The sequence below is a fragment of the Calothrix rhizosoleniae SC01 genome (genome assembly GCF_900185595.1).
Classification (GTDB): Bacteria; Cyanobacteriota; Cyanobacteriia; order Cyanobacteriales; family Nostocaceae; genus Calothrix_A; species Calothrix_A rhizosoleniae.
This window is the reverse complement of sequence record NZ_FYBH01000176.1, coordinates 1-22,949: the sequence shown is the minus strand read 5'-3', so window position 1 is coordinate 22,949 and position 22,949 is coordinate 1. Positions and strand designations below refer to the sequence as shown.

Annotated in this window: 22 protein-coding genes; 15 read left to right on the top strand and 7 right to left on the bottom strand. The window is 41.0% G+C overall.

What is annotated here, in order from left to right; all coding sequences use genetic code 11:
• Positions 1-403 precede the first annotated feature (403 nt).
• The 5 genes from CALSC_RS10860 (at position 404) to CALSC_RS10840 (ending at position 7,064) form a co-directional block, all read left to right on the top strand.
• The gene (locus tag CALSC_RS10860; RefSeq protein ID WP_088241364.1) at positions 404-1,009 is read left to right on the top strand and encodes a TetR/AcrR family transcriptional regulator; all 606 of its coding nucleotides are present in this window, start codon (positions 404-406) and stop codon (positions 1,007-1,009) included.
• A 106-nt stretch (positions 1,010-1,115) separates the two neighbouring features.
• The gene (locus tag CALSC_RS10855; RefSeq protein WP_088241366.1) at positions 1,116-2,489 is read left to right on the top strand and encodes an efflux RND transporter periplasmic adaptor subunit; all 1,374 of its coding nucleotides are present in this window, start codon (positions 1,116-1,118) and stop codon (positions 2,487-2,489) included.
• A gap of 24 nt (positions 2,490-2,513) precedes the next feature.
• On the top strand, positions 2,514-2,879 hold the full coding sequence (locus CALSC_RS10850; protein ID WP_088241363.1) for a four helix bundle protein: 366 nt from the start codon (positions 2,514-2,516) through the stop codon (positions 2,877-2,879).
• An 86-nt stretch (positions 2,880-2,965) separates the two neighbouring features.
• Positions 2,966-6,238 carry an efflux RND transporter permease subunit gene (locus tag CALSC_RS10845; protein WP_088241362.1) on the top strand — a complete coding sequence of 1,091 codons (3,273 nt, stop codon included), beginning with the start codon at positions 2,966-2,968 and terminating at the stop codon, positions 6,236-6,238.
• A 244-nt stretch (positions 6,239-6,482) separates the two neighbouring features.
• On the top strand, positions 6,483-7,064 hold the full coding sequence (locus tag CALSC_RS10840; protein WP_088241361.1) for a thioredoxin family protein: 582 nt from the start codon (positions 6,483-6,485) through the stop codon (positions 7,062-7,064).
• Positions 7,065-7,234: 170 nt separating this feature from the next.
• Here CALSC_RS10840 and CALSC_RS10835 read toward each other — a convergent pair whose 3' ends face one another.
• Positions 7,235-7,741, bottom strand: a complete 507-nt coding sequence (locus CALSC_RS10835) for a hypothetical protein (RefSeq protein ID WP_088241360.1) — start codon at positions 7,739-7,741, stop codon at positions 7,235-7,237.
• A gap of 164 nt (positions 7,742-7,905) precedes the next feature.
• On the opposite strand from CALSC_RS10835, the gene aroA reads away from it, so the two are divergent.
• Positions 7,906-9,255: a 3-phosphoshikimate 1-carboxyvinyltransferase gene (gene aroA / locus CALSC_RS10830; RefSeq protein WP_088241359.1), complete on the top strand. Its 1,350-nt coding sequence runs from the start codon at positions 7,906-7,908 to the stop codon at positions 9,253-9,255.
• Positions 9,256-9,944: 689 nt separating this feature from the next.
• Here aroA and CALSC_RS10825 read toward each other — a convergent pair.
• Positions 9,945-10,622, bottom strand: coding sequence for a DJ-1/PfpI family protein (locus tag CALSC_RS10825; protein WP_088241358.1), 678 nt, complete (start codon positions 10,620-10,622; stop codon positions 9,945-9,947).
• A 99-nt stretch (positions 10,623-10,721) separates the two neighbouring features.
• Between CALSC_RS10825 and CALSC_RS10820 the strand changes: the two genes are divergently transcribed.
• The 5 genes from CALSC_RS10820 (at position 10,722) to CALSC_RS10800 (ending at position 13,714) form a co-directional block, all read left to right on the top strand.
• Complete coding sequence (locus tag CALSC_RS10820) at positions 10,722-11,450, top strand: LuxR C-terminal-related transcriptional regulator (RefSeq protein WP_088241357.1); 729 nt, start codon at positions 10,722-10,724, stop codon at positions 11,448-11,450.
• Positions 11,451-11,651: 201 nt separating this feature from the next.
• Complete coding sequence (locus tag CALSC_RS10815) at positions 11,652-11,819, top strand: Uma2 family endonuclease (protein WP_088241356.1); 168 nt, start codon at positions 11,652-11,654, stop codon at positions 11,817-11,819.
• A gap of 89 nt (positions 11,820-11,908) precedes the next feature.
• Complete coding sequence (locus CALSC_RS10810) at positions 11,909-12,748, top strand: carbohydrate ABC transporter permease (protein ID WP_088241355.1); 840 nt, start codon at positions 11,909-11,911, stop codon at positions 12,746-12,748.
• A 51-nt stretch (positions 12,749-12,799) separates the two neighbouring features.
• Positions 12,800-13,429, top strand: a complete 630-nt coding sequence (locus CALSC_RS10805) for a Uma2 family endonuclease (protein ID WP_088241354.1) — start codon at positions 12,800-12,802, stop codon at positions 13,427-13,429.
• A gap of 9 nt (positions 13,430-13,438) precedes the next feature.
• Positions 13,439-13,714, top strand: coding sequence for a hypothetical protein (locus CALSC_RS10800; RefSeq protein WP_235006757.1), 276 nt, complete (start codon positions 13,439-13,441; stop codon positions 13,712-13,714).
• 94 nt (positions 13,715-13,808) lie between these two features.
• Here CALSC_RS10800 and CALSC_RS10795 read toward each other — a convergent pair whose 3' ends face one another.
• Positions 13,809-14,528, bottom strand: coding sequence for a CHAT domain-containing protein (locus CALSC_RS10795; protein ID WP_088241353.1), 720 nt, complete (start codon positions 14,526-14,528; stop codon positions 13,809-13,811).
• A 211-nt stretch (positions 14,529-14,739) separates the two neighbouring features.
• Positions 14,740-15,294 carry an IS630 family transposase gene (locus CALSC_RS10790; RefSeq protein ID WP_143288219.1) on the bottom strand — a complete coding sequence of 185 codons (555 nt, stop codon included), beginning with the start codon at positions 15,292-15,294 and terminating at the stop codon, positions 14,740-14,742.
• 145 nt (positions 15,295-15,439) lie between these two features.
• Between CALSC_RS10790 and CALSC_RS10780 the strand changes: the two genes are divergently transcribed.
• Positions 15,440-16,090 carry a hypothetical protein gene (locus tag CALSC_RS10780; protein WP_088241351.1) on the top strand — a complete coding sequence of 217 codons (651 nt, stop codon included), beginning with the start codon at positions 15,440-15,442 and terminating at the stop codon, positions 16,088-16,090.
• Here the strand turns inward: CALSC_RS10780 and CALSC_RS10775 are convergent.
• The gene (locus CALSC_RS10775; RefSeq protein WP_088241350.1) at positions 16,087-17,172 is read right to left on the bottom strand and encodes an ABC transporter substrate-binding protein; all 1,086 of its coding nucleotides are present in this window, start codon (positions 17,170-17,172) and stop codon (positions 16,087-16,089) included. The genes CALSC_RS10780 and CALSC_RS10775 overlap by 4 nt on opposite strands.
• A 246-nt stretch (positions 17,173-17,418) precedes the next feature.
• Positions 17,419-18,555 carry an ABC transporter ATP-binding protein gene (locus tag CALSC_RS10770; protein ID WP_088241349.1) on the bottom strand — a complete coding sequence of 379 codons (1,137 nt, stop codon included), beginning with the start codon at positions 18,553-18,555 and terminating at the stop codon, positions 17,419-17,421.
• Positions 18,556-18,742: 187 nt separating this feature from the next.
• Between CALSC_RS10770 and mrdA the strand changes: the two genes are divergently transcribed.
• A complete protein-coding gene (gene mrdA, locus CALSC_RS10765; RefSeq protein ID WP_088241348.1) occupies positions 18,743-20,572 on the top strand; it encodes a penicillin-binding protein 2 in 1,830 nt (609 codons plus the stop codon).
• A 19-nt stretch (positions 20,573-20,591) separates the two neighbouring features.
• On the opposite strand, the gene CALSC_RS10760 is transcribed toward mrdA, so the two are convergent.
• Positions 20,592-21,419: a M15 family metallopeptidase gene (locus CALSC_RS10760; protein WP_088241347.1), complete on the bottom strand. Its 828-nt coding sequence runs from the start codon at positions 21,417-21,419 to the stop codon at positions 20,592-20,594.
• A 106-nt stretch (positions 21,420-21,525) separates the two neighbouring features.
• Here CALSC_RS10760 and CALSC_RS10755 point away from each other — a divergent pair, with 106 nt between their 5' ends.
• Positions 21,526-22,443, top strand: coding sequence for an AEC family transporter (locus CALSC_RS10755; RefSeq protein ID WP_088241346.1), 918 nt, complete (start codon positions 21,526-21,528; stop codon positions 22,441-22,443).
• Positions 22,444-22,614: 171 nt separating this feature from the next.
• Positions 22,615-22,949 (top strand): cupin domain-containing protein (locus tag CALSC_RS10750; protein ID WP_088241365.1); only part of this gene is annotated, 335 nt, incomplete at its 3' end.

The window sequence follows — 22,949 nt, the reverse complement described above, 5'->3', positions numbered from 1 at the left end:
TTATAGCAATGGACATATCGGTTAGGACAATATTGTTCTACTCAAAAACTGTCAACCATCAACTAACAACCACCAACCACCAACCGCCAACCACCAACTAACAACTATCAACTAACAACTATCAACTATCAACTATCAACTATCAACTATCAACTGAAAAACGTCCTAAGCATAATGGCGACTGCCACATATCCAATCTTTGAGATTGCATAGGTATATTACTATCATTGCAATAAATATTTACTCTTGTTTACATACTGCTTGGTATGTAAAATAGGGATATAGTTTAATATTTCAGTATTTACCAGAGACACAAGGCGTAAAATCAAAATCCCTCAATTTTGTCGGGATTTACGCCCCCGTGTCACTAAAATGGACTATTTGCATAAATCAAACAATTAAAATGACAACATTGGTGAATGTAGAGACTAAAGAAACTAGAAAAAAACTATTAGAAACAGCTTTAAATCTAATCTGGGAAAATAACTATGAGTCTGTGGGAATTGCTCAAATTTGTGAACAAGCAGGAGTAACAAAAGGTGCTTTTTATCATTATTTTCAATCGAAAGCAGATTTAGTTACCGCCGCATTTAGAGAATATTGGCAACAAATTCGTCTAGAAATGGATAGGGTATTTTCATCCCAAAATACACCCTTAGAAAGAGTTGATTTATATTGTCAGATGCTAATTTCTAAGCAACAGATGCGGGAATTGCAGACTGGTCATGTTCTGGGTTGTCCATTTATCTCCAGTGGACAAAATACCCAGGAGAAACAACTCAAACAACTTGCTGTCAGTACTGTTGAAAATATACTCAAGTATTTTATTTCCTTAATTAATGATGCCCAACATGAAAACCTAATTAGTAAAGAAGTGAATGCTGAAGATTTAGCCCGTTATATGTATGAATTTATTCAAGGTGTATTGATATTAGCAAGGGTTAAAAATGATTTGCAAATCATCAAAAATGATTTGCAGCCAGGAATACTCAGGATTTTAGGTCTATAAACGGCTACTTTGTAGTTTGATATTTTTCAATATGACATACCAACTAGTATAAATGTTGGTTTCAGATTATTTGTTTGTCCTCCAAAAGATTAAGATATATAAAGTCATGCAAGAGTCTACACCGTCAGATACAACTGTAGAGAATCAAACAGATAATTTTCGAGAAAACAATGAAACAGATGTAATAGAGAATACCCCAGAACCAGAAAGACCTCCAAAATCATGGTTGTGGACTTTGTTGATTATTTCTGTCGCAATTAACGGAGTTACTCTGTGGCAAATGTTTTCCTCAACATTACAAACCAGTGAACCAGTTGCGGTTGCTGCCAAGGCTCCTCCCCCAAAAGCAGTAAAAGTGACAAATTTGAATAGTGGAAATACGAGACAGAAAATACAGCTTTTAGGACAAGTAGAATCACCACAGCAAGCTACTATCCGTTCCCAGACGGAGGGAGTGATTAAACAAGTGCTGATGCAAGCAGGTGATCAGGTCAGTCCTGGAAAATTAATCGCTGTCATAGATGATACTGACCAAAAATTGGCATTAACTCAAGCCCAAGCCCAACTTGCACAGCAGCGCAATCAACTGGCGCGGTTAGAAGTGGGTACACGCCCAGAGATTATTGCTCAACGTCAAGCTACGGTTAGTTCAGCCCAAGCAAGGGAACGGGAAGCCATAGATAACCTAGAACGTCGCACTGAATTAGTCAAACAAGGAGCGATCGCTGAGAGATTATTAGTAGAGGCTCGGACTGCGGTTGATGATGCCAGGGGAGCCAGATTAGCTGCGGAAGCGGAATTAGCAGAAGCCAAAGCTGGTCCGACGAGGGAAGAAATCGCCGCTCAACAGGCAAATGTTGCAGCTGCGATCGCATCTGTAAATCAGGCGAAGTTAGCCTTAGACAGGACTCGTATCCGTGCGGTTTCCGGTGGTGTAGTTTCCCAAAGAAAGGTGAGTCCGGGGGATTACGTAGAAAGTAATAGTGAAATAGTTAATTTAATTGCAGGGGATAGATTAGATATTTTCTTGGAATTGCCAGAAAAAATTAGCGGTCAAGTCACACCAGGGATGAGGGTGGAATTAATTGCCCGTGCTTTGCCTCAATGGCGGGAAAATGCCACCATTAGCGGTGTGGTTCCCTCTGCTGATACGGCATCGAGAAGGCAACGAGTAAGGATAAGACTTGATACACCGCCCTCAGGTTTATTACCCGGTATGGCAGTTACAGGGAATTTAGAATTAGGTAATCAGAATCAAGGTTTAGTTGTATCCCGTGATGCTCTGACTCGCAGGGGTAATCAATGGCTAGTGTTTGCTGTAGAAGACGGTAAAGCCAAGAAAATTACAGTGGAAATGATTGCAGATATGGGTGAAAAAGTGGCAATTTCTGGTACCGGTTTGCAGCCAGGTCAGTCTGTAGTTTTGCAAGGTGGAGATGGTTTAAAGGATGGGGCAGCTGTCAAGTTAGTTGATGGTTAGTGATTGATAGGGGAGGATGGGTGGATGGCAAATTTTGAGAGTTTAAGGGTTTATCAATTGGCGGAAAAGCTCGCAAATGAGATTTGGCTGGTGGTAATGGAGTGGGATTGGTTTGCCAAAGATACTATAGGTAAGCAAATTGTTCGTTCGGCGGACAGCATAGGAGCCAATATTGCGGAAGGTAATGGTCGTCACAACCTAAAAGATAATCAACGCTTTGTGAAGATTGCTAGAGGCTCTTTAAATAAAACTAGACATTGGCTCAGACTAGCTTACAGACGCAATCTCTTGACATCAGAACAAATAGCTGGACTAAAGCATCTTATAGATGATTTATCACCACAACTAAATGCTTATCTCAATTCCTTCACCAAGCGAACTAACAAATAACAACCACCAACCACCAACCCACAACCACCAACCACCAACCACCAACAGCCAACAACTAACAACCACCAACTATCAACAATAACATCATGAGCTTAATCAAAACCGCCGTTCGTTGGCGACACGGAACCTTTGTATTATTTTGTATCCTCGCCCTATTCGGGGCTTTGTCTCTGTTAAATTTACCTTTAGAGTTAATACCGGGAGGAGAACGTCCAGAGATTTCCATTTCAACAACCTATTCCGGTGCAAGTCCCAATGAAGTTGAGGATTTAATTACCCGTCCCATTGAAGAACGACTGGAAGAGGTGCAAGGGATTCAAGAAATCACCAGTCGTAGTTCTGCGGGTGTCAGTAGTATTAATTTGGAGTTTGAATGGAATAGTGATATCAATCAGCGTTTGGTTGATGTCTTAAATAAGCTGCAACAAGTGGAAGCTCTCCCAGAAGAAGCGGGAGAATCGGACGTGGAGGTGGTTAGCGGTAGCAGTAGACCAATGATGTGGGTGATTCTCACTCCCAAACCCGGTTTTACTGCTGATATTAACCATTACCGGGATTTGCTGGATGATGTGATTGTCCCCCGATTCCGACAAGTCCAGGAAGTTGGTCAGTTTCTCGTTTCCGGTGGTTTGGAGCGGGAAGTGGAGATAATTGTTGACCCCAAGGCTTTATCTGACCGGAATTTGACAATTGGTGATGTTGTCAATGGTCTACGTAGCAATAACCGGGATATTCGCGGTGGTCCTTTGGTGTTAGGAAGACGGGAATATCGGGTCAGGACAATTAGCCGTTCTACTAATATTAAACAACTGGAAGATTTTGTGTTACGCCGTGACGAGTCGGGAACCGTATTTTTACGGGATGTGGCTCAAGCCAGAATCGGTAGAAAAATTCAAGACAGGGCTTTGCTCCGGGATAATGAACCTGCGGTTGGGGTGGGGATTATTCGTCAAACTAGTGGTAATGTTCCCAAGATTTCCCAGGGAATTCGTCAGGCTTTGGTGGAGTTAGAAGCACGCTTTGACCGAGAAAATGAAGGGATTACCTTTGATATTACCTATGATGAGAATAACTATATCAATGATTCGATCTCCTTTGTCCAGGGAAATTTAACTGCGGGAGCGATTCTAGCGGCAATAATTTTATTACTGTTTCTTGGTTCTCTGCGGACGGTAGCAGTGATTGCAATTACCATCCCCAGCACCCTAATTACAGTTTTTATCGTATTTATGGCATTGGGGCGATCGCTAAATGTGATCAGTTTAGCTAGTCTAGCCTTTGCAGTGGGGATGGTAGTAGATAATGCTATTGTTGTCCTAGAAAACGTTTTTAGCCACATGCAGCAGGGTAAATCACCTGTTAAGGCTGCCATTGAAGGGACGGAAGAGGTTGGGGGAGCAATGCTGGCTTCAACTTTAACCACTGTGGCTGTATTTGCACCCATTGTCTTGGTGACGGGGGAAGCGGGACAATTATTTGTTGATATTGGGATTGGGTTGTCTGCTTCTGTCTTATTTTCCCTGTTTGCGGCTTTGACTCTAGTCCCCATGTTATCGGGGTTATTCCTCAACCGTGACGAAGCTGAGAATATGTTGCAAGGAATGGGGAATAATAGTACTACTATCAATCCCTTGGAGTTAGCATCAGACCGGATTATTCTTAATCCCCAGCCCAGGAAAACAATATTTGCTTGGTTAAATCTCTTCGTTTCCCGTATATCTCAAACCTTCCTATTTTTCCAACGGCGATTAGAACAAATATTACTCAAGAGTGTCAGTTGGTCTTTGGGAAGAAAACGCAAGGGTAGACGTTTCGTTGTCCTGGCAATTCCCATTATCCTAATATTTGTAAGTTTCCAACTACTTCCCCCAGTTGATTACTTACCCGAAGGAAATCGTAACTTAGTATTGTGGTTAGCAGAACCCTTTCCTGGCACAAGTATACCGGAAGCCATCAATCTTTCCCAGGAACCAAGGAATTTTGTCAGCCAGCAACCAGAAGTAATGCGGACTCTGTACATCCAAAGACCAGGTTTAAAAACGATCGCGGCTTTTGTTAAACCAGAATTAGCTACGGGTAATACTATGGACAGCATGGTTGCTAGGCTGCGTCGAGCCGGTGCAAATTTCCCTGGTTATCGATTTATGGTTCCCATTCGGGCTTCAATTTTCCGCGATCCTGGTAAGGAATTTGAAATTAATATTATCGGTCAAGATCTGGAAGAATTGCATAAATTGCAACAGCAGTTAATACCCAAATTACGGAGATTAAATGGAGTGCAAAATGTTCGTTCTAACTTCATCACTGGCGCGCCAGAACTACAAGTAGTTCCCAATCGTACCCGTTTGGCAGAAGTAGGACTTTCAGAAAGGGAACTGGGGTCAATGGTAGAAGCAGCATTAGGGGGTTTACGAGCCTCCAAATTTACCGATGGGAAGCGGGAATTAGATGTGACAGTGGAATTAGAAAATACCTCCGTCAAAAACCCAGAACAGTTGCGTCAATTACCCCTGTATATCGGTAATGGTCAGCAGGTACAATTGGCAGATGTGGCAGATGTGGTGGAAACCACCGGACCAGATACCATCAATCACGTTGATTTGGAACGTTCCATTACCATCACCGCCAGTATCTCTAGGGAAGCCCCCTTGGGCGCTTTAATCAACCAAACGGAAGCGGAAATTCTTCCACCTTTGCGTGCATCTTTACCATCTGGTTTCCGCGTCGAACTTGCGGGTTCCGCAGATGTATTATCGGAAACCTTATTTCAATTAGGCTCTACCTTTGTTTTATCCCTGGTTATCACCTACTTACTCCTAGTCGCCCTCTATCGCTCCTTTACCTTCCCTGTTTTAATTATGGTCACAGTACCCATGGGAATATCAGGGGCACTGTTAAGTTTAATACTCGCCAATTCTATTCCCGGTGTAGTGGTTCCCTTGGATATGATTACAGGGTTGGGATTTGTAATTTTAACGGGGATAGTGGTCAACAATGCAATTTTATTAGTTGATCGCTCCCTACAATTACAGCAAGAAGGGAAGAAATACGATGATTCTCTATATTTAGCAGTTAAAGACCGTTTACGACCCATTTTTATGTCCGCAGCAACCAGTGTCATTGGCATGTTACCCCTAGCTGTTGTCCCTGGAAAAGGTGCGGAACTATATCAAGGATTGGGAATTGTTCTGACTGGAGGTTTAGCTTTTTCGACAATTTTGACACCTACAGTTGTCCCTGCGTTAATGGGTTTATTACGTGATTTTACTGGAGCTAAAGTATCCCAATCCCAATCTAGTACTGTCGAAATAGTTAATTATGAAGTGAAAACGGGCACAGGCAAATACAACCAAAATTAATCAGGCTTTAGCCTGTGGTTTCCCATCTTTTTAGAATCCCCTCACTTTCAGGCAGGGGAGCAGTCAAATAAATTATTATATTAGCAACGCATTGTGTGAATAAAAAACGACTCTTGTCGCACAGGGGTTTTGAACTTTTTCCCAAATCATAATTTGGAGAGTATAGACACTGTTACAAGGGTTTCAGTAGTCAATTAATACCAGACGTATTAGCAAATAGTCAACATAATCCTAGACATACAATATGGCTCGTACTACATCTACCATGTTACCTTTAGGTACTTCCGCACCAGATTTTCACCTGCCAGATGTGACAACTGGTAAAACAATCTCTCTGTCAAGCTTTACCAATAAAAAAGCTCTTTTGGTAATGTTTATTTGTCGCCACTGCCCATTTGTAAAACACGTACAATCACAATTGGCACAACTGGGTAAAGATTACGAAAATACTGATTTGGGAATCGTGGCTATTAGTGCTAACGATGTTAATAATTATCCAGGTGATGCTCCCGATTTATTAAAAATAATGGCAGCAGAATTAGATTTTAAATTTCCCTTGTGCTATGACGAAAGCCAAGAAACCGCGAAAAATTATACCGCAGCTTGCACCCCTGACTTTTTCCTTTTTAATCAGGAGCGCCAACTAGTATATCGGGGACAATTGGATGATAGTCGTCCTGGTAACAATCAACCCGTAACTGGTAAAGACTTACGTGATGCTATTGATACTATATTGGCTGTTCAAGTAATTACCAAGGAGCAAAAACCCAGTATTGGTTGCAATATTAAATGGAAACCAGGTAATGAACCCAGTTATTTTGGTTAGGAACTTGGATTGATTAAATTACAATCAGATTTGTACTTTATACCATTTCTCTAAATCCTGGCTACAGATCATTCTCCCCCTGCTCCCTGCTCCCTGCTCCCTGCTCCCTGCCCCCTGCTATCCATGTGTAGCTTTATTTTGGAGAATTGGGATTATTTGATCCCCATTCCTTAATGTCTAACCTCCAAATTGAGGATATAACGCCCCAACTGCATTTTCCCTGCCCAGAGTTCGTATTCTACCCTTAAATGTTCCGGGATCGAACGTCCAATTAATTCCAGACTATTAGTAAAGTTACGCAAACAAATGGGTTGTTGGGGTTTTAAAGACTCATTGGGAAGCCAATAGCGAGTTACTCCATAAATCCCTTTTTCCCAAAAATGACGGTAACTTAACTGAGAATTCCCTTGCATAGTCATAATTACTCGGTAGGGAGAAATTTCTAACCAGAGGATTCTCGGACCACTGGGACCATGAATTTTGTCTACTCCTGGTTCAGGTGGTTCTGCAAAACTGATATTCAAAGAGTTATTTTTTTGGGGTGGTGCAGTCAACAATAAATGAAATCGATCCCGGTCTTTTTGATACAATGTTGCAGCAGTTTCCAGTACAGACCAAACAGGTAAATCGATGGAAACCAAGGAAAGGCACACGGATTTGCGGTGATGTGTGAGCATAGGACCATTAGTCGGCTAGAACGAAAGTAAAGAAAATAAAATAAAATTCAATACCAAAGTCGTATTTTTAGTCAGTGAAAGCGATAGTATACTGGCTGAGAAGTCAAAGATTGTAATAATAACACTCTTGGACTTTGATTACATTCACACGCCAGTTTATCCTAATGTCGGCTTCTGTTATTACCTTAGAAACTAAAGAGAACTTCTCTCAAAATTTGGTTATTCAACAACCTCCTAATGGTATATCTTTACAAGGTCAGATTCGGGTTCCAGGAGATAAATCCATATCCCATCGCGCTTTAATGCTAGGGGCAATAGCCCAGGGAGAAACGGAAATTCAAGGTTTGTTGTTAGGGGAAGATCCCCAGAGTACAGCTAGTTGTTTTCAAGGAATGGGAGCAAGCATTTCCGAATTAAATACAGATTTGGTACGGGTACAGGGAATTGGGTTGGGCAATTTGCAAGAACCGTTAGATGTCTTGAATGCTGGGAATTCTGGTACTACCATGCGGTTGATGTTGGGACTTTTAGCATCCCACCCCGGACGATTTTTTACGGTGACTGGGGATAATTCCTTGCGCTCCCGTCCCATGTCTCGGGTTGTTAAACCTTTACAACAAATGGGGGCAGAAATTTGGGGACGTAAGGGAGGTTCTCTTGCACCATTGGCAATTCAGGGAAAATCCCTCCAACCTACTCATTATCATTCTCCCATTGCTTCAGCACAGGTTAAATCCTGTGTTCTCTTGGCAGGTTTGCTTACAGAAGGGAAAACTACCGTAACTGAACCCGCCCTGTCTCGGGATCATAGCGAACGAATGTTAAAGGCATTTGGTGCTGAACTGACTACCGACCCCGAAACCAACAGTGTAACTGTAACTGGTGGAAATCAACTATATGGACAGAAGGTAGTTGTACCTGGTGATATTAGTTCTGCTGCTTTTTGGTTGGTCGCTGGAGCTATTGTACCCGGTTCGGAGATATCAATCACAAATGTCGGCATTAATCCCACCCGTACTGGTATTTTAGAAGCCTTGGAGATGATGGGAGCAGATATTCAAAAAGAAAATGAGCGAGAGGTAGCTGGGGAGCCAGTCGCTGATTTGAGGGTACGTCATAGTCACCTACAAAGCTGTACTATTTCCGGGGAAATTATACCTCGATTAATTGATGAAATTCCCATCCTGGCTGTCGCTGCCGTATTTGCCGAAGGAACAACGGTGATTAAAGATGCAGCAGAATTACGAGTCAAAGAGAGCGATCGCATTGCGGTTATGGCACAGCAACTCAACCAAATGGGGGCAAAAGTCACCGAATTAGATGATGGAATGGAAATTACTGGCGGTACTCCCTTAAGGGGAACTGATGTAGATAGTTATACTGACCATCGTATTGCCATGAGTTTAGCGATCGCAGCTCTCAATGCCCAAGGTGAAACTACTATCCATCGAGCCGAGGCTGCTAGCATTTCCTATCCAGACTTTACCAATACCTTGGCACAAATTTGCGGTTGAAATAAACTTTCATCCCTCGATAAGTTTGCTTGTCTTCAAGAACAATAATCATCTGGTAAACCAGAAGAATCAAGATAAAAAGCTTTTATCGCAACCTTATTCTTAAATATTTGTGTTTTCAATCGAATCTCCAAAGATAGAAAAAAGGTGGTACTTGATGCACCATCTTTTTTTATGGGGATTGCCAAGCATCGGTTATCCGTAGGTTTACTGCTACTTTAGACAAGATTTGTGGTTAAACTGAATAACTTACTTAGAACCCCTTGCCTTCAGCTAGGGGAGCAGTCAAAGCAATCTCCTTTACCCCCAATAAACCACCTGGAAATAAATGATGTTGTGGGTCAATTAAGTAAGTCGGCACAATAAAACCAAACTATGTGAAGAATAGTAAATAAGCCTAAAACCCTTGTTCCCCCTGCTCCCTGCTCCCTGCCCCCTGCCTTATCCAAACGATAATTTTTTACGCCAACCTACTTAAGTGAGTGGTTAAACACATTACCCTGAGAATCTCGCTGTGCCGTTCTTTCCCGCCCTGCAATAAATTGCGGGCTAATAAAGCCAGCACGAAACAAACGCGCTGTGGGTGTCTTTCCCAGTCTGATTTATCCTAAGTACAGGACAAAAAACTCAAAGACTGGCTAAATAACTCAACCAGTCTTTTCGGATTCTGCGGGAAAACACCATCCCTATTAGCTTGTTGTTTTTGCAAGTTCTAAATTTGATAGCTTCTGCATATATAGTATTGCTTTATTGACAATCTCAGAACCTGCCTTTTCGGGCGAACCAGCATTAAATGGCGGGGCGGGATCGTACTCCAGTAATAATTGAACGATTTTGGCAGTTTCCTCATCGTAAAGGATACTCGCGATCGTCAAACCAAAATCAATCCCGGCTGTCACGCCACCACCCGTAATTCGATTGCGATCTACCACAACACGCTCGGTGCCCATCTCAACGCCTAGATGTGTCATTAGTTGTTGGCGCATTCCCCAGTGGGTAGCTGCTCGATACCCCTTTAGTAGTCCCGCTTTCGCCAGAAACTCCGACCCGCCACACACAGAAGTGACAAACTTTGCCGTGCTCCCTTGTTTGCGGAAAAACTCCAGCACCTCTGGATCGTTTTCTACTGCCTGCTGTTCTAAACCGCCGCCGACACAAATCACGTCTAAGGACGGGCAATTTGCAAAGGTGGTATCCGGCACGATCATCAATCCATCGTCGCAAATAATGGGGTCTAGTGTTTTCCAGATCCGATGTAATTCGACACCGGGCAGCGCACTAAAAACTTGATGCGGTCCCACCATATCCAGTGAGGTCATGCCGGGATAAAAGACCAAACCAATAATGTACTTTTGTGAGTCAGTCATAAATTAATCTCCCTGTGGTGATTGCCATTGAAGCTATTCTTATACTAGGGATAACAATCCAGTGCGCATAGTCCTCGATCGAGTACTCTTTTCACCCCTATGACCATTTCCTTGAAGCCACTATTTGAAGAAATTTACCAAGCAAAGGATGAAGATAATTTGCGATCGCACCTTGTGCCAAAAATTGGGGAGTACTTTGCTGCTAAGCGATCGGGAATATTTTTCTTCGATCAACTTTTAGCAAATCCAAGGTTTCAGCCCATTCTCAACCTTGCCCTGTCTCCAGAGTATAATCCGGTAGCGCGTTACATCGCAGAACGCCACACTCCTGCCCATGAGGGACTGGTGACGACACCCAAGGTCTGGAAGTTAATCTGTCCGCGTCCGGATCATTGGCATGTGATGGCAGGACCAATTATCCATCGAGGTCAAGTCGTCGGTTCAGTGGGTTGTACCCGTGAAAAGTCGATGCCTGTCTTTAACACCCAAGATTTAGCCGATCTGAGTGCCATTTGTTTGCATATATCTGTTTGGACTGCTACCGTGCGATCGGATCGAAGCGCAACTCTGGAACATCCACATCAATCGTTTAACACCAATCAATTAACGCCGCGTGAGTTACAGATTGTCGAATTGGTAGCTTCAGGGCAAACCAACGCACAGATTGGGAAGGAACTTTGGATTACCGAAAATTCTGTAAAGCAAGCTTTGAAGCGAATATTTCGCAAGCTAAAAGTTTCCTCGCGTGCAGAAATGGTGGCACAGATTGTCGCGACACATCCTCACTTTGCAAATGTAAAGCTATCTACATCTAAGCGGAAGAGTTAAAAATGCATTTACAGGGTGCCAAATTCTCAAACATAGATAGAACAAGGATTTGAGTGTTTATTTTCTAACATAATGCTTTAAATCAAGGCTTTTTGTGAAAGTCTTATCATGTAAGGACTCTAGATTATTATCTGCCGAAAGTGACACAAGAGGGTTATTTAATTTAGATGCTCTCAAGGGTTCTCACCCTCCCATTATGTTTTGATAGATAATAGTTCCCGTTTAGGTTGGCTGATTGATCCCCAGAATCAACGAGTTGAAATCTATCGCCCAAGACAAAAAACTGAGTTGATCGAGAATCCCAAGGAATTATCTGGAGAAGATGTGCTTCTAGGATTTAAACTTAAATTGCAAGGTATTCTCACCTGATTCAGCAGATTTTTGTTGGTTAGAAATGGTGAGGACAGTATTGTTAGACTCAAGAACTGTCAACTGTCAACTATCAACTGTCAACTGAAATGACTCGCGCAACCAGCAATTCTCCCTTACAAACTGTGGGGATGTATGGCTTATTAGCAGCTATTTCCCTGGGAATGCTCTTTCCCTTACTCTGGCTGTTAGGTACTTCCTTAAAATCCCCAACGGAAAACATCTTCCAATCTCCACCCCAGTTATTACCCAGTGAACCCACCCTGGAGAACTTTGTCAAAGTTTGGCAAACTCTACCTTTTGCCCAATATCTATTAAATAGTACCTTGGTAGCAATATTGGTGGTGAGCTTGAATTTAATCTTGTGTGCTTTGGCCGCTTACCCCCTAGCAAGACTATCATTTCCAGGACGAGATTGGATTTTTGTGGGGATCGTTGCGACTATTATGATCCCTTTTCAAATTGTCATGATTCCTCTGTATATTCTCACAGTGCAGTTGGGATTGACCAATACCTATTGGGGGATAATTTTTCCCAATTTGGCGAACGCTTTTGGAATTTTCCTGTTGCGACAAGCATTTATGGGAGTTCCCAAAGAAATGGAAGAAGCAGCTAGGATGGATGGTTGTTCTGAATTAGGCTTGTGGTGGCATATTATGTTACCAGCAATCCGTCCGGCATTAGTGACCCTAGGGATATTTGTATTTATTGGCTCTTGGAGTGATTTTCTCTGGCCATTAATAGTTATTCAAGATGAAGCATTATATACACTTCCCCTAGGTGTATCTAAGCTGGTGGGAACTTTCTCCTTAGATTGGCGATTGGTGGCGGCTGGTTCTGTAATTTCTATTGTTCCAGTATTTTTGGTATTTTTGGTTTTACAAGGGTATATTGTGCCAACGGAAACTGGTAGTGGGGTGAAGGGTTGAGTTGCTGACTACAATTAGGTTAATTGTCTCCCTCTCATTACAATTTTGGCTATGGCTACTACTGTGAATTCAGCAGTTGAAAAAGTCCAGCTTTCAGGCATTAGTTGGCAGACTTACGAGGCTTTGTTATCAGAGCTCAGTTCTCACCGTCGCTTGCGCCTTACCTATAATCAAGGCAATTTAGAAATCATGGTTCCTTCTCCCGAACATGAACGTTATAAGGAAGTGATAGGACGTTTTGTGGAAACCCTCGCCGAAGAATTAGCAATTCGGATTGAGCCTCTGGATTCTACAACTTTCCAGCGTTTGGGAAGGAGTGGTGCAGAACCAGATAAATGTTTTTATGTCAAAAACATCGATAAAATCAAGGGGAAAAAGAGATTTCAGCCCAATGAAGAGCCAGCACCAGATTTAGTGGTGGAAATTGATATTACCAGTAGTTCAGAACAACGCTTTGCTGTATACCAAGATTTAGGTGTACCTGAAGTTTGGGTTTATAATGGCAAATCTTTCCAAATTATGCAGTTACAAACAGATGGATATGTGGTTGTTCATGAAAGTTCAATTTTCCCCAATTTACCTCTTGATGAAATTGATAATTTTCTTCAACAAGTTGGTGATGTAGATTATTTAGAGTTAGTTAAAACTTTTCGTCATTGGGTAAAAAATCAAATTGACTAAATTTTGGCTATGGCTACTACCCTGACTTCACTAGTTGAAAAAGTCCAACTTTCAGGTATTCGTTGGCAGACTTATGAGGCTTTGTTATCAGAGCTTAGTTCTCACCGTCCCTTGCGCCTTACCTATAATCAAGGCAATTTAGAAATCATGGTTCCTTCTCCCGAACATGAACGTGATAAGGAAGTTATAGGACGTTTTGTAGAAACCCTCGCCGAAGAATTAGCAATTCAGATTGAGCCTCTGGGTTCTACAACTTTCCAGCAAAGATGGCTTCCGATACGCTAAGTTTGCTACTACGTCGTCGTTTTGCCATGAATTTCCTTACATTTAAGGCAGCACAAGCCACTATTTAATTCACATTAGGCGTTACTTATAGAATTTAGCTGGACTTCTTTTTCAAAACCGGAGTCAAATGTTCCGGAATTCCTGCCATGCGGATATTGCTACAACCAAACTTATAGGCAAATTCAACCGATTCTCCTACACCCAAAGCGTCATACAAACTCACCGCAAACTCAATTGCTGCTTTATCACCGATCGCTTTATTCATACCAATTACGTAAGGGATATGCCGAGCGATCGCATCTGCTTGTACTTCTGAGTAGCAGGCATTGAGAACAACACACTCTACACAATCTGAGAATGATTTAAACAAACCTGCTAAACCTTCTGTGTCTACAAACTTGGCTTTTCCAGTTTTATCCTCCAGTACCAAGCCTTCTTCTGCACCGTGTCCAGAAAAATGCACAATCTGGGGTCTGAAGTCTAGCATAGCCCGTTGGACATCCCTGGATCGTACAGCCCATCTCTGCTGTAGCACAAATTGATCACGTCCTCTAGCCCTTTGCAAACTAGCATCGATCTCTCGTACCTCTTCATCCAAGCGTAGTTGAGCCGTATCTTTAGGATTTGCTGCCAAGAAGAGGATGGTTCTTACCGTAGGTGCTTTTGGTTGCCTAGCAGAAGTTGGGGAATTCTGTTTATCTGCTCCGCCAATTCCTTCATTGTCATAAATTGAACCAGATCCAGCTAGGTTTTTAATCGAACTGTGCGAAATATGGAAGATATTTTCTGTTGAAGATGAATCGGATTGAGACATAGCCACTACCTGAATATAATTGACTGCTCCCCTCTAATAGATTCAAACTTCAAATTTGACGGCATAGGTATGGTGAAACAATCTAACTTAAACCATACCTTTACAGTTTGACCAAGAGGGATTCTAGTTTGCCCATGTTTTATTAACCTTAACCCTTGCTTGGGATAGGTAACACTGTTTAAACCATTGATTATTCATCCTTAATACCAATTTAATGTGAAGCTGCATAGAAAAGGGCTTCCAAAATAAAGTCATAAGAAGAGATAGACGTGACCTGTTCAAATGTTAACTGCTCAAACAATTGCTGTATGGGTTCTCGTAAATCTTGCAAAGAACCAAAGAGTTCATTTTTGAGATTTTTTTTGAGAAATTGCCAAAGCCTTTCTATGGGATTGAGTTCGGGAGCATGGGGTGGTTGAAACAGAGGAATAATATTTTCTGGCCAATTGATTGCACCACTAGTATGTGCAGGGGCTTGATCAACTTGTAAAATTGCATAATCAGAGCCTAATTGCGCGGATAGCCAGTCTAGAAACTGTTGAAAACATTTACCATTGAGTTTGGGATATTCTTGCTGGAAATGTTTTCCTGTCAATGGTTCAATTGCCCCATAAATCCAAAAAGTTTCTCTATCCCATTTCACAGGTACAGTTGGCTTAACTCCAGATGCGGTAATCACTTTTCCCGTCAGAGTTTTTAATCCTAATCTTGTCTCATCCTGACACAGATAAACAACACACTTCTCTTGGGCTAAGTGTTTCTCCAGACTATCTAGAAGTTGACCAAGTTTTTTTAAACGAGGATACTAACTTTTGCTCTTGTTTGTGGCTTTGAGGACGTGGTACTTTCAGCTTTGCTCCCAATTTATATCGAACCAATGAGTAAACTGTTGCATATTTAATCTCTAAACCATGTTCAACTTTGAGCCATTCTACGATTGCACCATAACTACTAAACCAGAATTTAAAGGAGTTGAGAAACGGGGTGATTACTGGATTGTTAAAGTCAGTTATAATGAAAATTATTTAAAACCAGAAGTAGAAAAGCGTCTCAATGAAACTATTGATAATATAAAATTACAGTTAGAAGCGAAAGCTCAAGAAATTAAATTAATAGAACAGAGATATGATGAAATTTTAGAAGTTTCTCGGAATCAATCTGAAGCTTTAAAAGACTTAAGCAAGAAGCCGTTTGGCAATAGTTTTATCATTAGTGGAAGTCAAATTAAAAATTTAGCTGGTTCAGGGAATATTGACTATCATGAAGCCTCTGAGCAAATCCGCAATTTAGTGACTCATAAGAATAATCCTGATAAAATAGCTAATATTGCTCAAAATATTTTAGATAAACTTCAAACAGAAGGAATTGTTGCACCCACAGTTAAACAACAAATCGAATTGATCCAGCAAGTTATTTTAACAGAAGCTAACAAAGAAATTTCATTTAAAGAGTTATTACTGAAACAAAGAGAACATTTGATTAATCTGATGCCAGAAGCAACAATGAAACAAGCAATGAAAAATGCAATTACCAAGTTATCTGCGTCTGAATCTTCAGATTAACTACTAGTTAATTCAGTCCAATAGCGTTCATAAAGCTCTTCAATTTTACCTAAAGGCGTAATTCGATCGCATTTATCAATAATCGATTGGGGTGGGAACAAAGTAGTATTATTTTGTACTTCCTTGGGTAAAAGTTCAAACCCTGCTTGATTAGGAGTAGCAATCCCCAAGCGATCGCTCATTTTTGCTCCTATTTCTGGCTGCAAGATAAAATTGATCCAAGCGTAAGCACCATCAATGTTTGCAGAGGTTGTAGGTATGGTAATGGTATCAGTCCATAGGGAAGAACCACTCTGAGGAATCACATACTTGAACTTAGAATTTTCCTTGATAATATTCACCGCGTCTCCGGAATAACACATAGCCAACAGCAAATCTCCAGTCAAAATTTGATTGCGCCAAGCATCCGTATCAAAAGCCGCGATCGCACCTTTGAGTTCCTTTAATTTTTCATAAGCTTGCTTGACAGCCTTTTCATCTTGGGAATTATAGGAGTAACCCAACATTTTTAACACACCTCCCATCACTTCCCGGATATCATTAAGCAATGTCATGCGCTTATTTAAAATCTCTTGATTTTGCCAAAGATAATCCCAATCATCTGGTGGTTTTTTTAAAATTTCTGAATTATAAATAAAACCTGTAGTGCCCCAAGAAAAAGGAATACTATGTTTATTATTTGCATCATAGGTAGGATTTTTAAATTGGGGAAATAAATTATCTAATCCCCTAATTTTTTGATGATTTATTTGTTTTAACAGCCCCAATTCAACCATCTTTTGTACCATATAATCAGATGGATAAATAATGCTGTAACTTCCTCCTCCTCCTGCTCTTAATTTAGCTAACATAAACTCATTGGAATCATACACATCTGCCACAATTTTGATTCCAGTTTGCGTAGTAAAGGTTTTCATCACCTTTTGATCGCTATATTGAGTCCAAGTATAAATATCAAGGCGATCGCGGGAACCCTGAATCCTAGAAGTAGTTCTTACATCAGCTAATTTCCAACCACAACTATTTAAAGATAAGCCAGTAATTGCCGCCAATCCCTGTAAAAATTTTCTTCTATTTATCATACAAATTTACATTTTAAGTTGATAGTTGTTAGTTGTTAGTTGTTAGTTGGTGGTTGTTAGTTTTTAGTTGGCAGTTTTTGGTTAAAACAATATTATCCTAACCAATATGTCCATTGCTATATGTAGCACTACCAAAGCACGTTAGGATATTTTTTAAGCACCAAAACGATGAAAAGTAAACTTATTACTTATTACTTATTACTTATTTATTACTTGCCCGTAGGGCTATATTCCCCCATCACTCCATCACTCTTCCCTACTAGGTAAAACTAAAGCATCAGCCTCTGACCACCAAGCATAAATAGGAGTTTCAGCATCAGGTAAACTACCAAATGTATTGGGCTGCAAAACATTAATTTTTATACCCTTTTTTAATTCTACTACGTAGTTTATATGGGTACCTAAATACATCACATTCACCAAACGACCTTCAAAACAATTATGTTGGACACTTGGTCTGTAAATAGAAAGCTGGATATTCTCTGGGCGAATACTCGCCACAACTTTTTCTAGTAATTCATGTGGTGTATTCTTTTGACGAGCCACTACTAACGAAAGTCCCGTTTTGGTGATAATTTTCACCCCTTGATTGTCTCTCTCCACCACCTCACCGGGAAATAAGTTAGTATCGCCAATAAAATCAGCTACAAATACGGTTTGGGGATGGTTGTAAATCTTGCTTGGTGTATCAACTTGTTCAATTTTGCCACGATTCATGACAGCAATGCGATCAGATAAAGACAGAGCTTCTTCCTGATCATGAGTCACCATAATAAAGGTCAAACCCAACTCTTTATGTAAATTCGATAACTCCATCTGCATTTCCTTACGCAGTTTTAAATCTAACGCCCCCAATGGCTCATCCAACAACACCACCGCCGGACGATTAACTAAAGCCCTGGCTAAAGCCACCCGTTGCTGTTGTCCTCCAGAAAGTTGATGGGGAAAACGCGATCGCAGCCCTTCCATTCTCACCAATTCTAAAGCTGCTTGCACCCTAATTTCCAAATCTTTACGGCTGATTTTTTGCATTTTCAGACCAAAAGCAATGTTATGCCACACATTTAGGTGGTTAAACAAGGCATAGCTTTGAAATACTGTATTGACTGGTCGCTTATAAGCAGGGACATTGGTCATTGCCCGACCTTGTATAATCACCTTTCCAGCATCTGCTGACTCAAAACCCGCAATTAGGCGTAAGGTAGTAGTCTTACCACAACCAGAAGGTCCTAAAATACTGAAGAATTCCCCGGTTTTGACAGCTAAGTCAATGCCATGCACTGCTGGTTCTTGGTGAAAAAATTTAAAAATATTATGTAATTCCACATCAAGGGACTCAAAAGCCACTTGCTCTCCCTGATCCTGGGTGATAATTTGAGTCATAACTAGAGGCTATGTCAGTAATAATATCGTGTTTCAACTATGCACCCGACGTAATTAAATACATAAACTATTTAAGTTTATTGTAATTTATGTCAGATATAGTTCCCAGCTTATTTATACTTAATACCGGGTAGTTTGAGAACTGTATCGTATATAGATAATACTAATTTGAATTATTTTTTGTCTTATGGCGTTATTACAATCATTTTATCTGGGTAGCAAAAAAGATCCCCGTACTGTTGGTAGATATTCTCAATCCATATTTTTCATTCTATTTACTCTATTAATTATGGGAGCTATTACCTCTCGGTTAGCATACCTGCAATTGTTAGAAGGGTCTAAATATCGCCAGAGAGCTCAGGCAAATCGGGTGAGGACAATCCTCAAACAGCCTGAAAGAGGTAACATATTCGATCGCAATGGTAAGCTGTTAGCAACTACTCGTTATCCCCATTCTGTATACTTGTGGCCTATGGCTCACACCAAAGCTGCATGGTCAAAAGCTGGGCCCCTACTCGCGAAAATTTTGCAAATTCCCCAAGCCGAAATCGAGAAAAAATTAGAGGAAACTGGTTATAACACCCTAGCTTTAGTCCGGATTGCCCGTGACCTCAGTGTAGAGCAAATCACCGCCTTAAAGGAGTATGAAAGCGAACTTAAGGATGTGGAAATTCATACAGAAGCTGTACGTTACTATCCCCACGGCAAGGAATTTGCCCATGTACTCGGATATACCAGGGAACTCACCGCCGAACAATTAGCCAAGAAGAAAAAAGAAGGCTATCGACTAGGAGACGTTATCGGTCAAAAGGGGATAGAAAAGGCATATGAAAAAATATTACGAGGTGAATGGGGTGGTCAACAAGTTGAGGTAGATCGGAAGGGAAGACCCATTCGAGTGTTAGGGGAAAAGCAAGCAAAATCCGGTCAAGATTTGCAGCTAACCCTGGATTTAGATGTGCAAAAGGCCGCAGAAAAAGCATTAACTGGTCGCAATGGTGCCATTGTTGCCATAGATCCCAATAATGGGGACGTTCTGGCTATGGTGTCCCATCCTACCTTCGATCCCAATATTTTTTCCCAGCAAAGACCAGATCCGAAGAAGTTAAAAAATATACTAATGGGCAAGGATTATCCACTAGTGAATCGTGCCCTCAGTTCTTTTCCTCCTGCCAGTACTTTCAAAATAGTCACCACTACTGCGGGTTTAGAATCAGGTAAATTTTCCCCCAAAACCATATTGCAAACCTATCCTTCTCTTACCGTTGGTGGAGTCACATTTGGAGAGTGGAACCACGCTGGATTTGGGCGCATTGGATTTACCAAAGCAATGGCTATGAGTAGCGATACATTTTTCTACCAAATTGGTAGGGCAGTAGGAGGCAAAACTTTAATTAATTGGACTCGTAAATATGGATTTGGTCAACCCACAGGCATTGAAATAGCTAACGAAGCTAAAGGTTTTGTCCCCGATGAGTCTTGGAAAAGAAAAAGGTGGAAAATGCCTTGGACAGCGGGGGATTCCATCAATATGTCCATTGGACAAGGAGCATTATTAAGCACACCCTTACAGGTGGCTGTGATGTTCTCCGTACCTGCAAATGGGGGCTATCTGGTCAAACCACATTTACTGAAAAACGATACCCAAGCTAAAAGCGATCGCCAATCCCTGAATTTAAAACCCTCAACCATCGAGGTTCTGCGTAAAGGACTGAGAATGGTAGTTACAGAGGGTACTGGTAGAGTGATGGATAAACCGACAATTCCTCCCAATGCGGGTAAAAGCGGTACAGCAGAAGCATGGAAAGAAGTTGGTAAAAGGCGTGTTAAGCAAAATCATGCTTGGTTTGGTGGCTATGCTCCAATCAATAAACCAGAAATTGCGATCGTTGCTTTTGCCGAACACTCTGGTGGTGGGGGAGGTAGCGTTGCTGGGCCTATGGTGTTAGAAATTATGGAAAAATATTTTCAAAAAAAATATCCCGGTAAATATAAGCAACCTGATGCGAAAAAATAAGATAGAGAGTCCCCTACTCTTAATTTAGATCGGGTTTAATATTTTTTGATTTATAGAAAGTTTCTAGACTGTGGGGATCCCCAACAAATCGCCAGTGCCAAGGTTCATAACTGACACCTTGGGAATTCCCTTTAGGAAAGGATAACTCAAAGCTATAACGGGCAGCATTGGCTTCTAACCATTGAAATGCTGGAGTTTTTTCAAAGTTGGTACTGAGATTGGTTGCGGGCACTTTCCCATCACCAATATCTACTGCATAACCAGTATGGTGTTCACTGTAATTGGGAGGAGCACTGACAGCAGCTCTTTGAGCCGGTCTTTGATTGCGTTGGGCACCAATACCAAAAAACAATGCTTTCTGCTGTTCAACAGTGCGGAAGCCAGATATGGGAACTAAATTTACCCCTTGTTTCTTGGCAGCCTCTGCCATTGCCTGAAACTGTTTCGCCGCAGCCTTTCGCATGATTATCTGCTTATTCCCAGGAATTCTCACTAATTCTGACTTGGGAGCTTCTTTATATGCCATATGTCCTAAAATCTCATCCTGAGGAGTCTGGGATTTTACAGAACCATTGGATGGAGATTTTTTCGTCCCATTATTATTAGTAGAAGAATTAGTAGAAGAAAATTGAGAAGTAGTAGTTGTTTTTGGTGAAGTAAGAGCAAATAAAAAACCACTAATTATTGCTAAGATAATAAACCCGGCAATGCCTCCCATGAACAATATACTTGGGTGAATGCGTACCTGAGATTTGACATCAGGAGTATCGCGTAAAGCCACTGGAATATCGTCATTGGATGCAGGGATTGAATTTTGCGGTTTTCCGGGGAACTCAGCGTTATTCAAAGATCGACTCCTGCTTGTTTGTAATAACCATAACCGATTGTAGTCTGGACACAAATAAACGCAATACAATAGGTATCATTTTACATCTAGATTTGCAGGTCTAATTTTGGTAAATATCCTAGAATTATACGCAAGGTTAATATTATTAGTCCTATTAGGATTTTTTCTGGCACGCAAACTGCCCCCCATCTTTACCACCCGCTTGGCACAATTCTTATTCTGGGTTGGGATACCGATAACTATAGTCTCTTTTTTGCGCCAAACTGACTTATCAGGACCAATTTGGATTGCACCTGCGATCGCTCATACTGCAACTTTGTTGGGAATCTGTTTCGCTTGGCTGCTAATCCAAGGACAAAGTTTCTGGACAAATGCCAAACCTCCGAAAAAGACCAGGGGCAGTATATTATTAGCATCAATGGTGGGGAATACAGGTGCTATTGGTTATCCTGTGATTCTCACCCTTTTAGGCACACAATATTTTGCCTGGGCATTATTTTACGATCTCTTAGGCTCCCTATTTGCCACTTTCGGTTCTGGTGTAATATTAGCTACTCACTTTGGTCATAACAGTCAAACAAAACCACGATTTTGGCAAACATTTCTCATCAATCCGCCTCTATGGGGTTTTGGATTTGGATTACTATTTCAACAAGTTCCTTTACCTCAAGTAATAGATTTAAGTCTGAAAGGATTAGCATGGACTAGTCTTAGCTTATCCCTAGTATTAATTGGAATGCGCTTGAGTCACATCAATTATTGGCAGAATCTCCGGTGGGCAGGGATAAGTGTAGGGATAAAAATGCTACTTGTTCCCCTAATTTTATCTACGGTCTTACCATTTTTAGGTTTAACGACCAACACCATAGAAGTAATTGTTCTACAAATGGCAATGCCACCTGCATTTTCCACATTAGTCATTGCTGAAAATTTTAACCTGGACAAAGATTTGAGTGTCACGGCACTAGCATTAGGTACTCTCATATTTTTATTCACTTTGCCTGTTTGGCTGTGGTTGTTTTAATTGTGGATTTTGGATTATTCTTGTCCTCACCTCATAAAACAAATCAGGCAAGGTACAAAAGTTGATCAGCCAGGAAAACTGAATATAATTAGTAAAAATACAAATCAATTGCCTATCAAATACTACTATATTGTTTAGTGCAGTAGTAGTATAATATACCAAAAAGCGCCTATGATAGATTCCAATCAAGAATTGACAGAAAAACCTTTAGCTCAAGATCCAGAGCCTCAAGTATTTCAACTCAAAACTCAACTTTTGAGCAAAGGAAGAAGTGACTACACCTTGGCAAAAACTGATTTAATGAGCGTGAGAATTAAATGTTACGCTCAAGGGGGAGAAAATGTTCTGCACTCTCATCCAGGTGAAGATCATACTTTTGTTGTTTTAGCAGGAAAAGCCAGGTTTTTTGGCAAAGATGGTGAAGTTGGAGTTTTCAGCAAAAATCAAGGGATATTACTTCCCAGAGGTTGTTTTTACAAATTTCAAAGTTGTGGAGATGAACCTTT

Bases quoted from the DNA above. Each gene is read 5' to 3' on its own strand.
- CALSC_RS10835 (WP_088241360.1), bottom strand. From the start codon at position 7,741: ATGCTCACACATCACCGCAAATCCGTGTGCCTTTCCTTGGTTTCCATC.
- CALSC_RS10850 (WP_088241363.1), top strand. From the start codon at position 2,514: ATGGCAAATTTTGAGAGTTTAAGGGTTTATCAATTGGCGGAAAAGCTC.
- CALSC_RS10820 (WP_088241357.1), top strand. From the start codon at position 10,722: ATGACCATTTCCTTGAAGCCACTATTTGAAGAAATTTACCAAGCAAAG.
- CALSC_RS10810 (WP_088241355.1), top strand. From the start codon at position 11,909: ATGACTCGCGCAACCAGCAATTCTCCCTTACAAACTGTGGGGATGTAT.
- CALSC_RS10780 (WP_088241351.1), top strand. From the start codon at position 15,440: ATGTTCAACTTTGAGCCATTCTACGATTGCACCATAACTACTAAACCA.
- CALSC_RS10775 (WP_088241350.1), bottom strand. From the start codon at position 17,172: ATGATAAATAGAAGAAAATTTTTACAGGGATTGGCGGCAATTACTGGC.
- CALSC_RS10860 (WP_088241364.1), top strand. From the start codon at position 404: ATGACAACATTGGTGAATGTAGAGACTAAAGAAACTAGAAAAAAACTA.
- aroA (WP_088241359.1), top strand. From the start codon at position 7,906: ATGTCGGCTTCTGTTATTACCTTAGAAACTAAAGAGAACTTCTCTCAA.
- CALSC_RS10855 (WP_088241366.1), top strand. From the start codon at position 1,116: ATGCAAGAGTCTACACCGTCAGATACAACTGTAGAGAATCAAACAGAT.
- CALSC_RS10805 (WP_088241354.1), top strand. From the start codon at position 12,800: ATGGCTACTACTGTGAATTCAGCAGTTGAAAAAGTCCAGCTTTCAGGC.
- CALSC_RS10795 (WP_088241353.1), bottom strand. From the start codon at position 14,528: ATGTCTCAATCCGATTCATCTTCAACAGAAAATATCTTCCATATTTCG.
- CALSC_RS10825 (WP_088241358.1), bottom strand. From the start codon at position 10,622: ATGACTGACTCACAAAAGTACATTATTGGTTTGGTCTTTTATCCCGGC.
- CALSC_RS10770 (WP_088241349.1), bottom strand. From the start codon at position 18,555: ATGACTCAAATTATCACCCAGGATCAGGGAGAGCAAGTGGCTTTTGAG.
- CALSC_RS10800 (WP_235006757.1), top strand. From the start codon at position 13,439: ATGGCTACTACCCTGACTTCACTAGTTGAAAAAGTCCAACTTTCAGGT.
- mrdA (WP_088241348.1), top strand. From the start codon at position 18,743: ATGGCGTTATTACAATCATTTTATCTGGGTAGCAAAAAAGATCCCCGT.
- CALSC_RS10840 (WP_088241361.1), top strand. From the start codon at position 6,483: ATGGCTCGTACTACATCTACCATGTTACCTTTAGGTACTTCCGCACCA.
- CALSC_RS10845 (WP_088241362.1), top strand. From the start codon at position 2,966: ATGAGCTTAATCAAAACCGCCGTTCGTTGGCGACACGGAACCTTTGTA.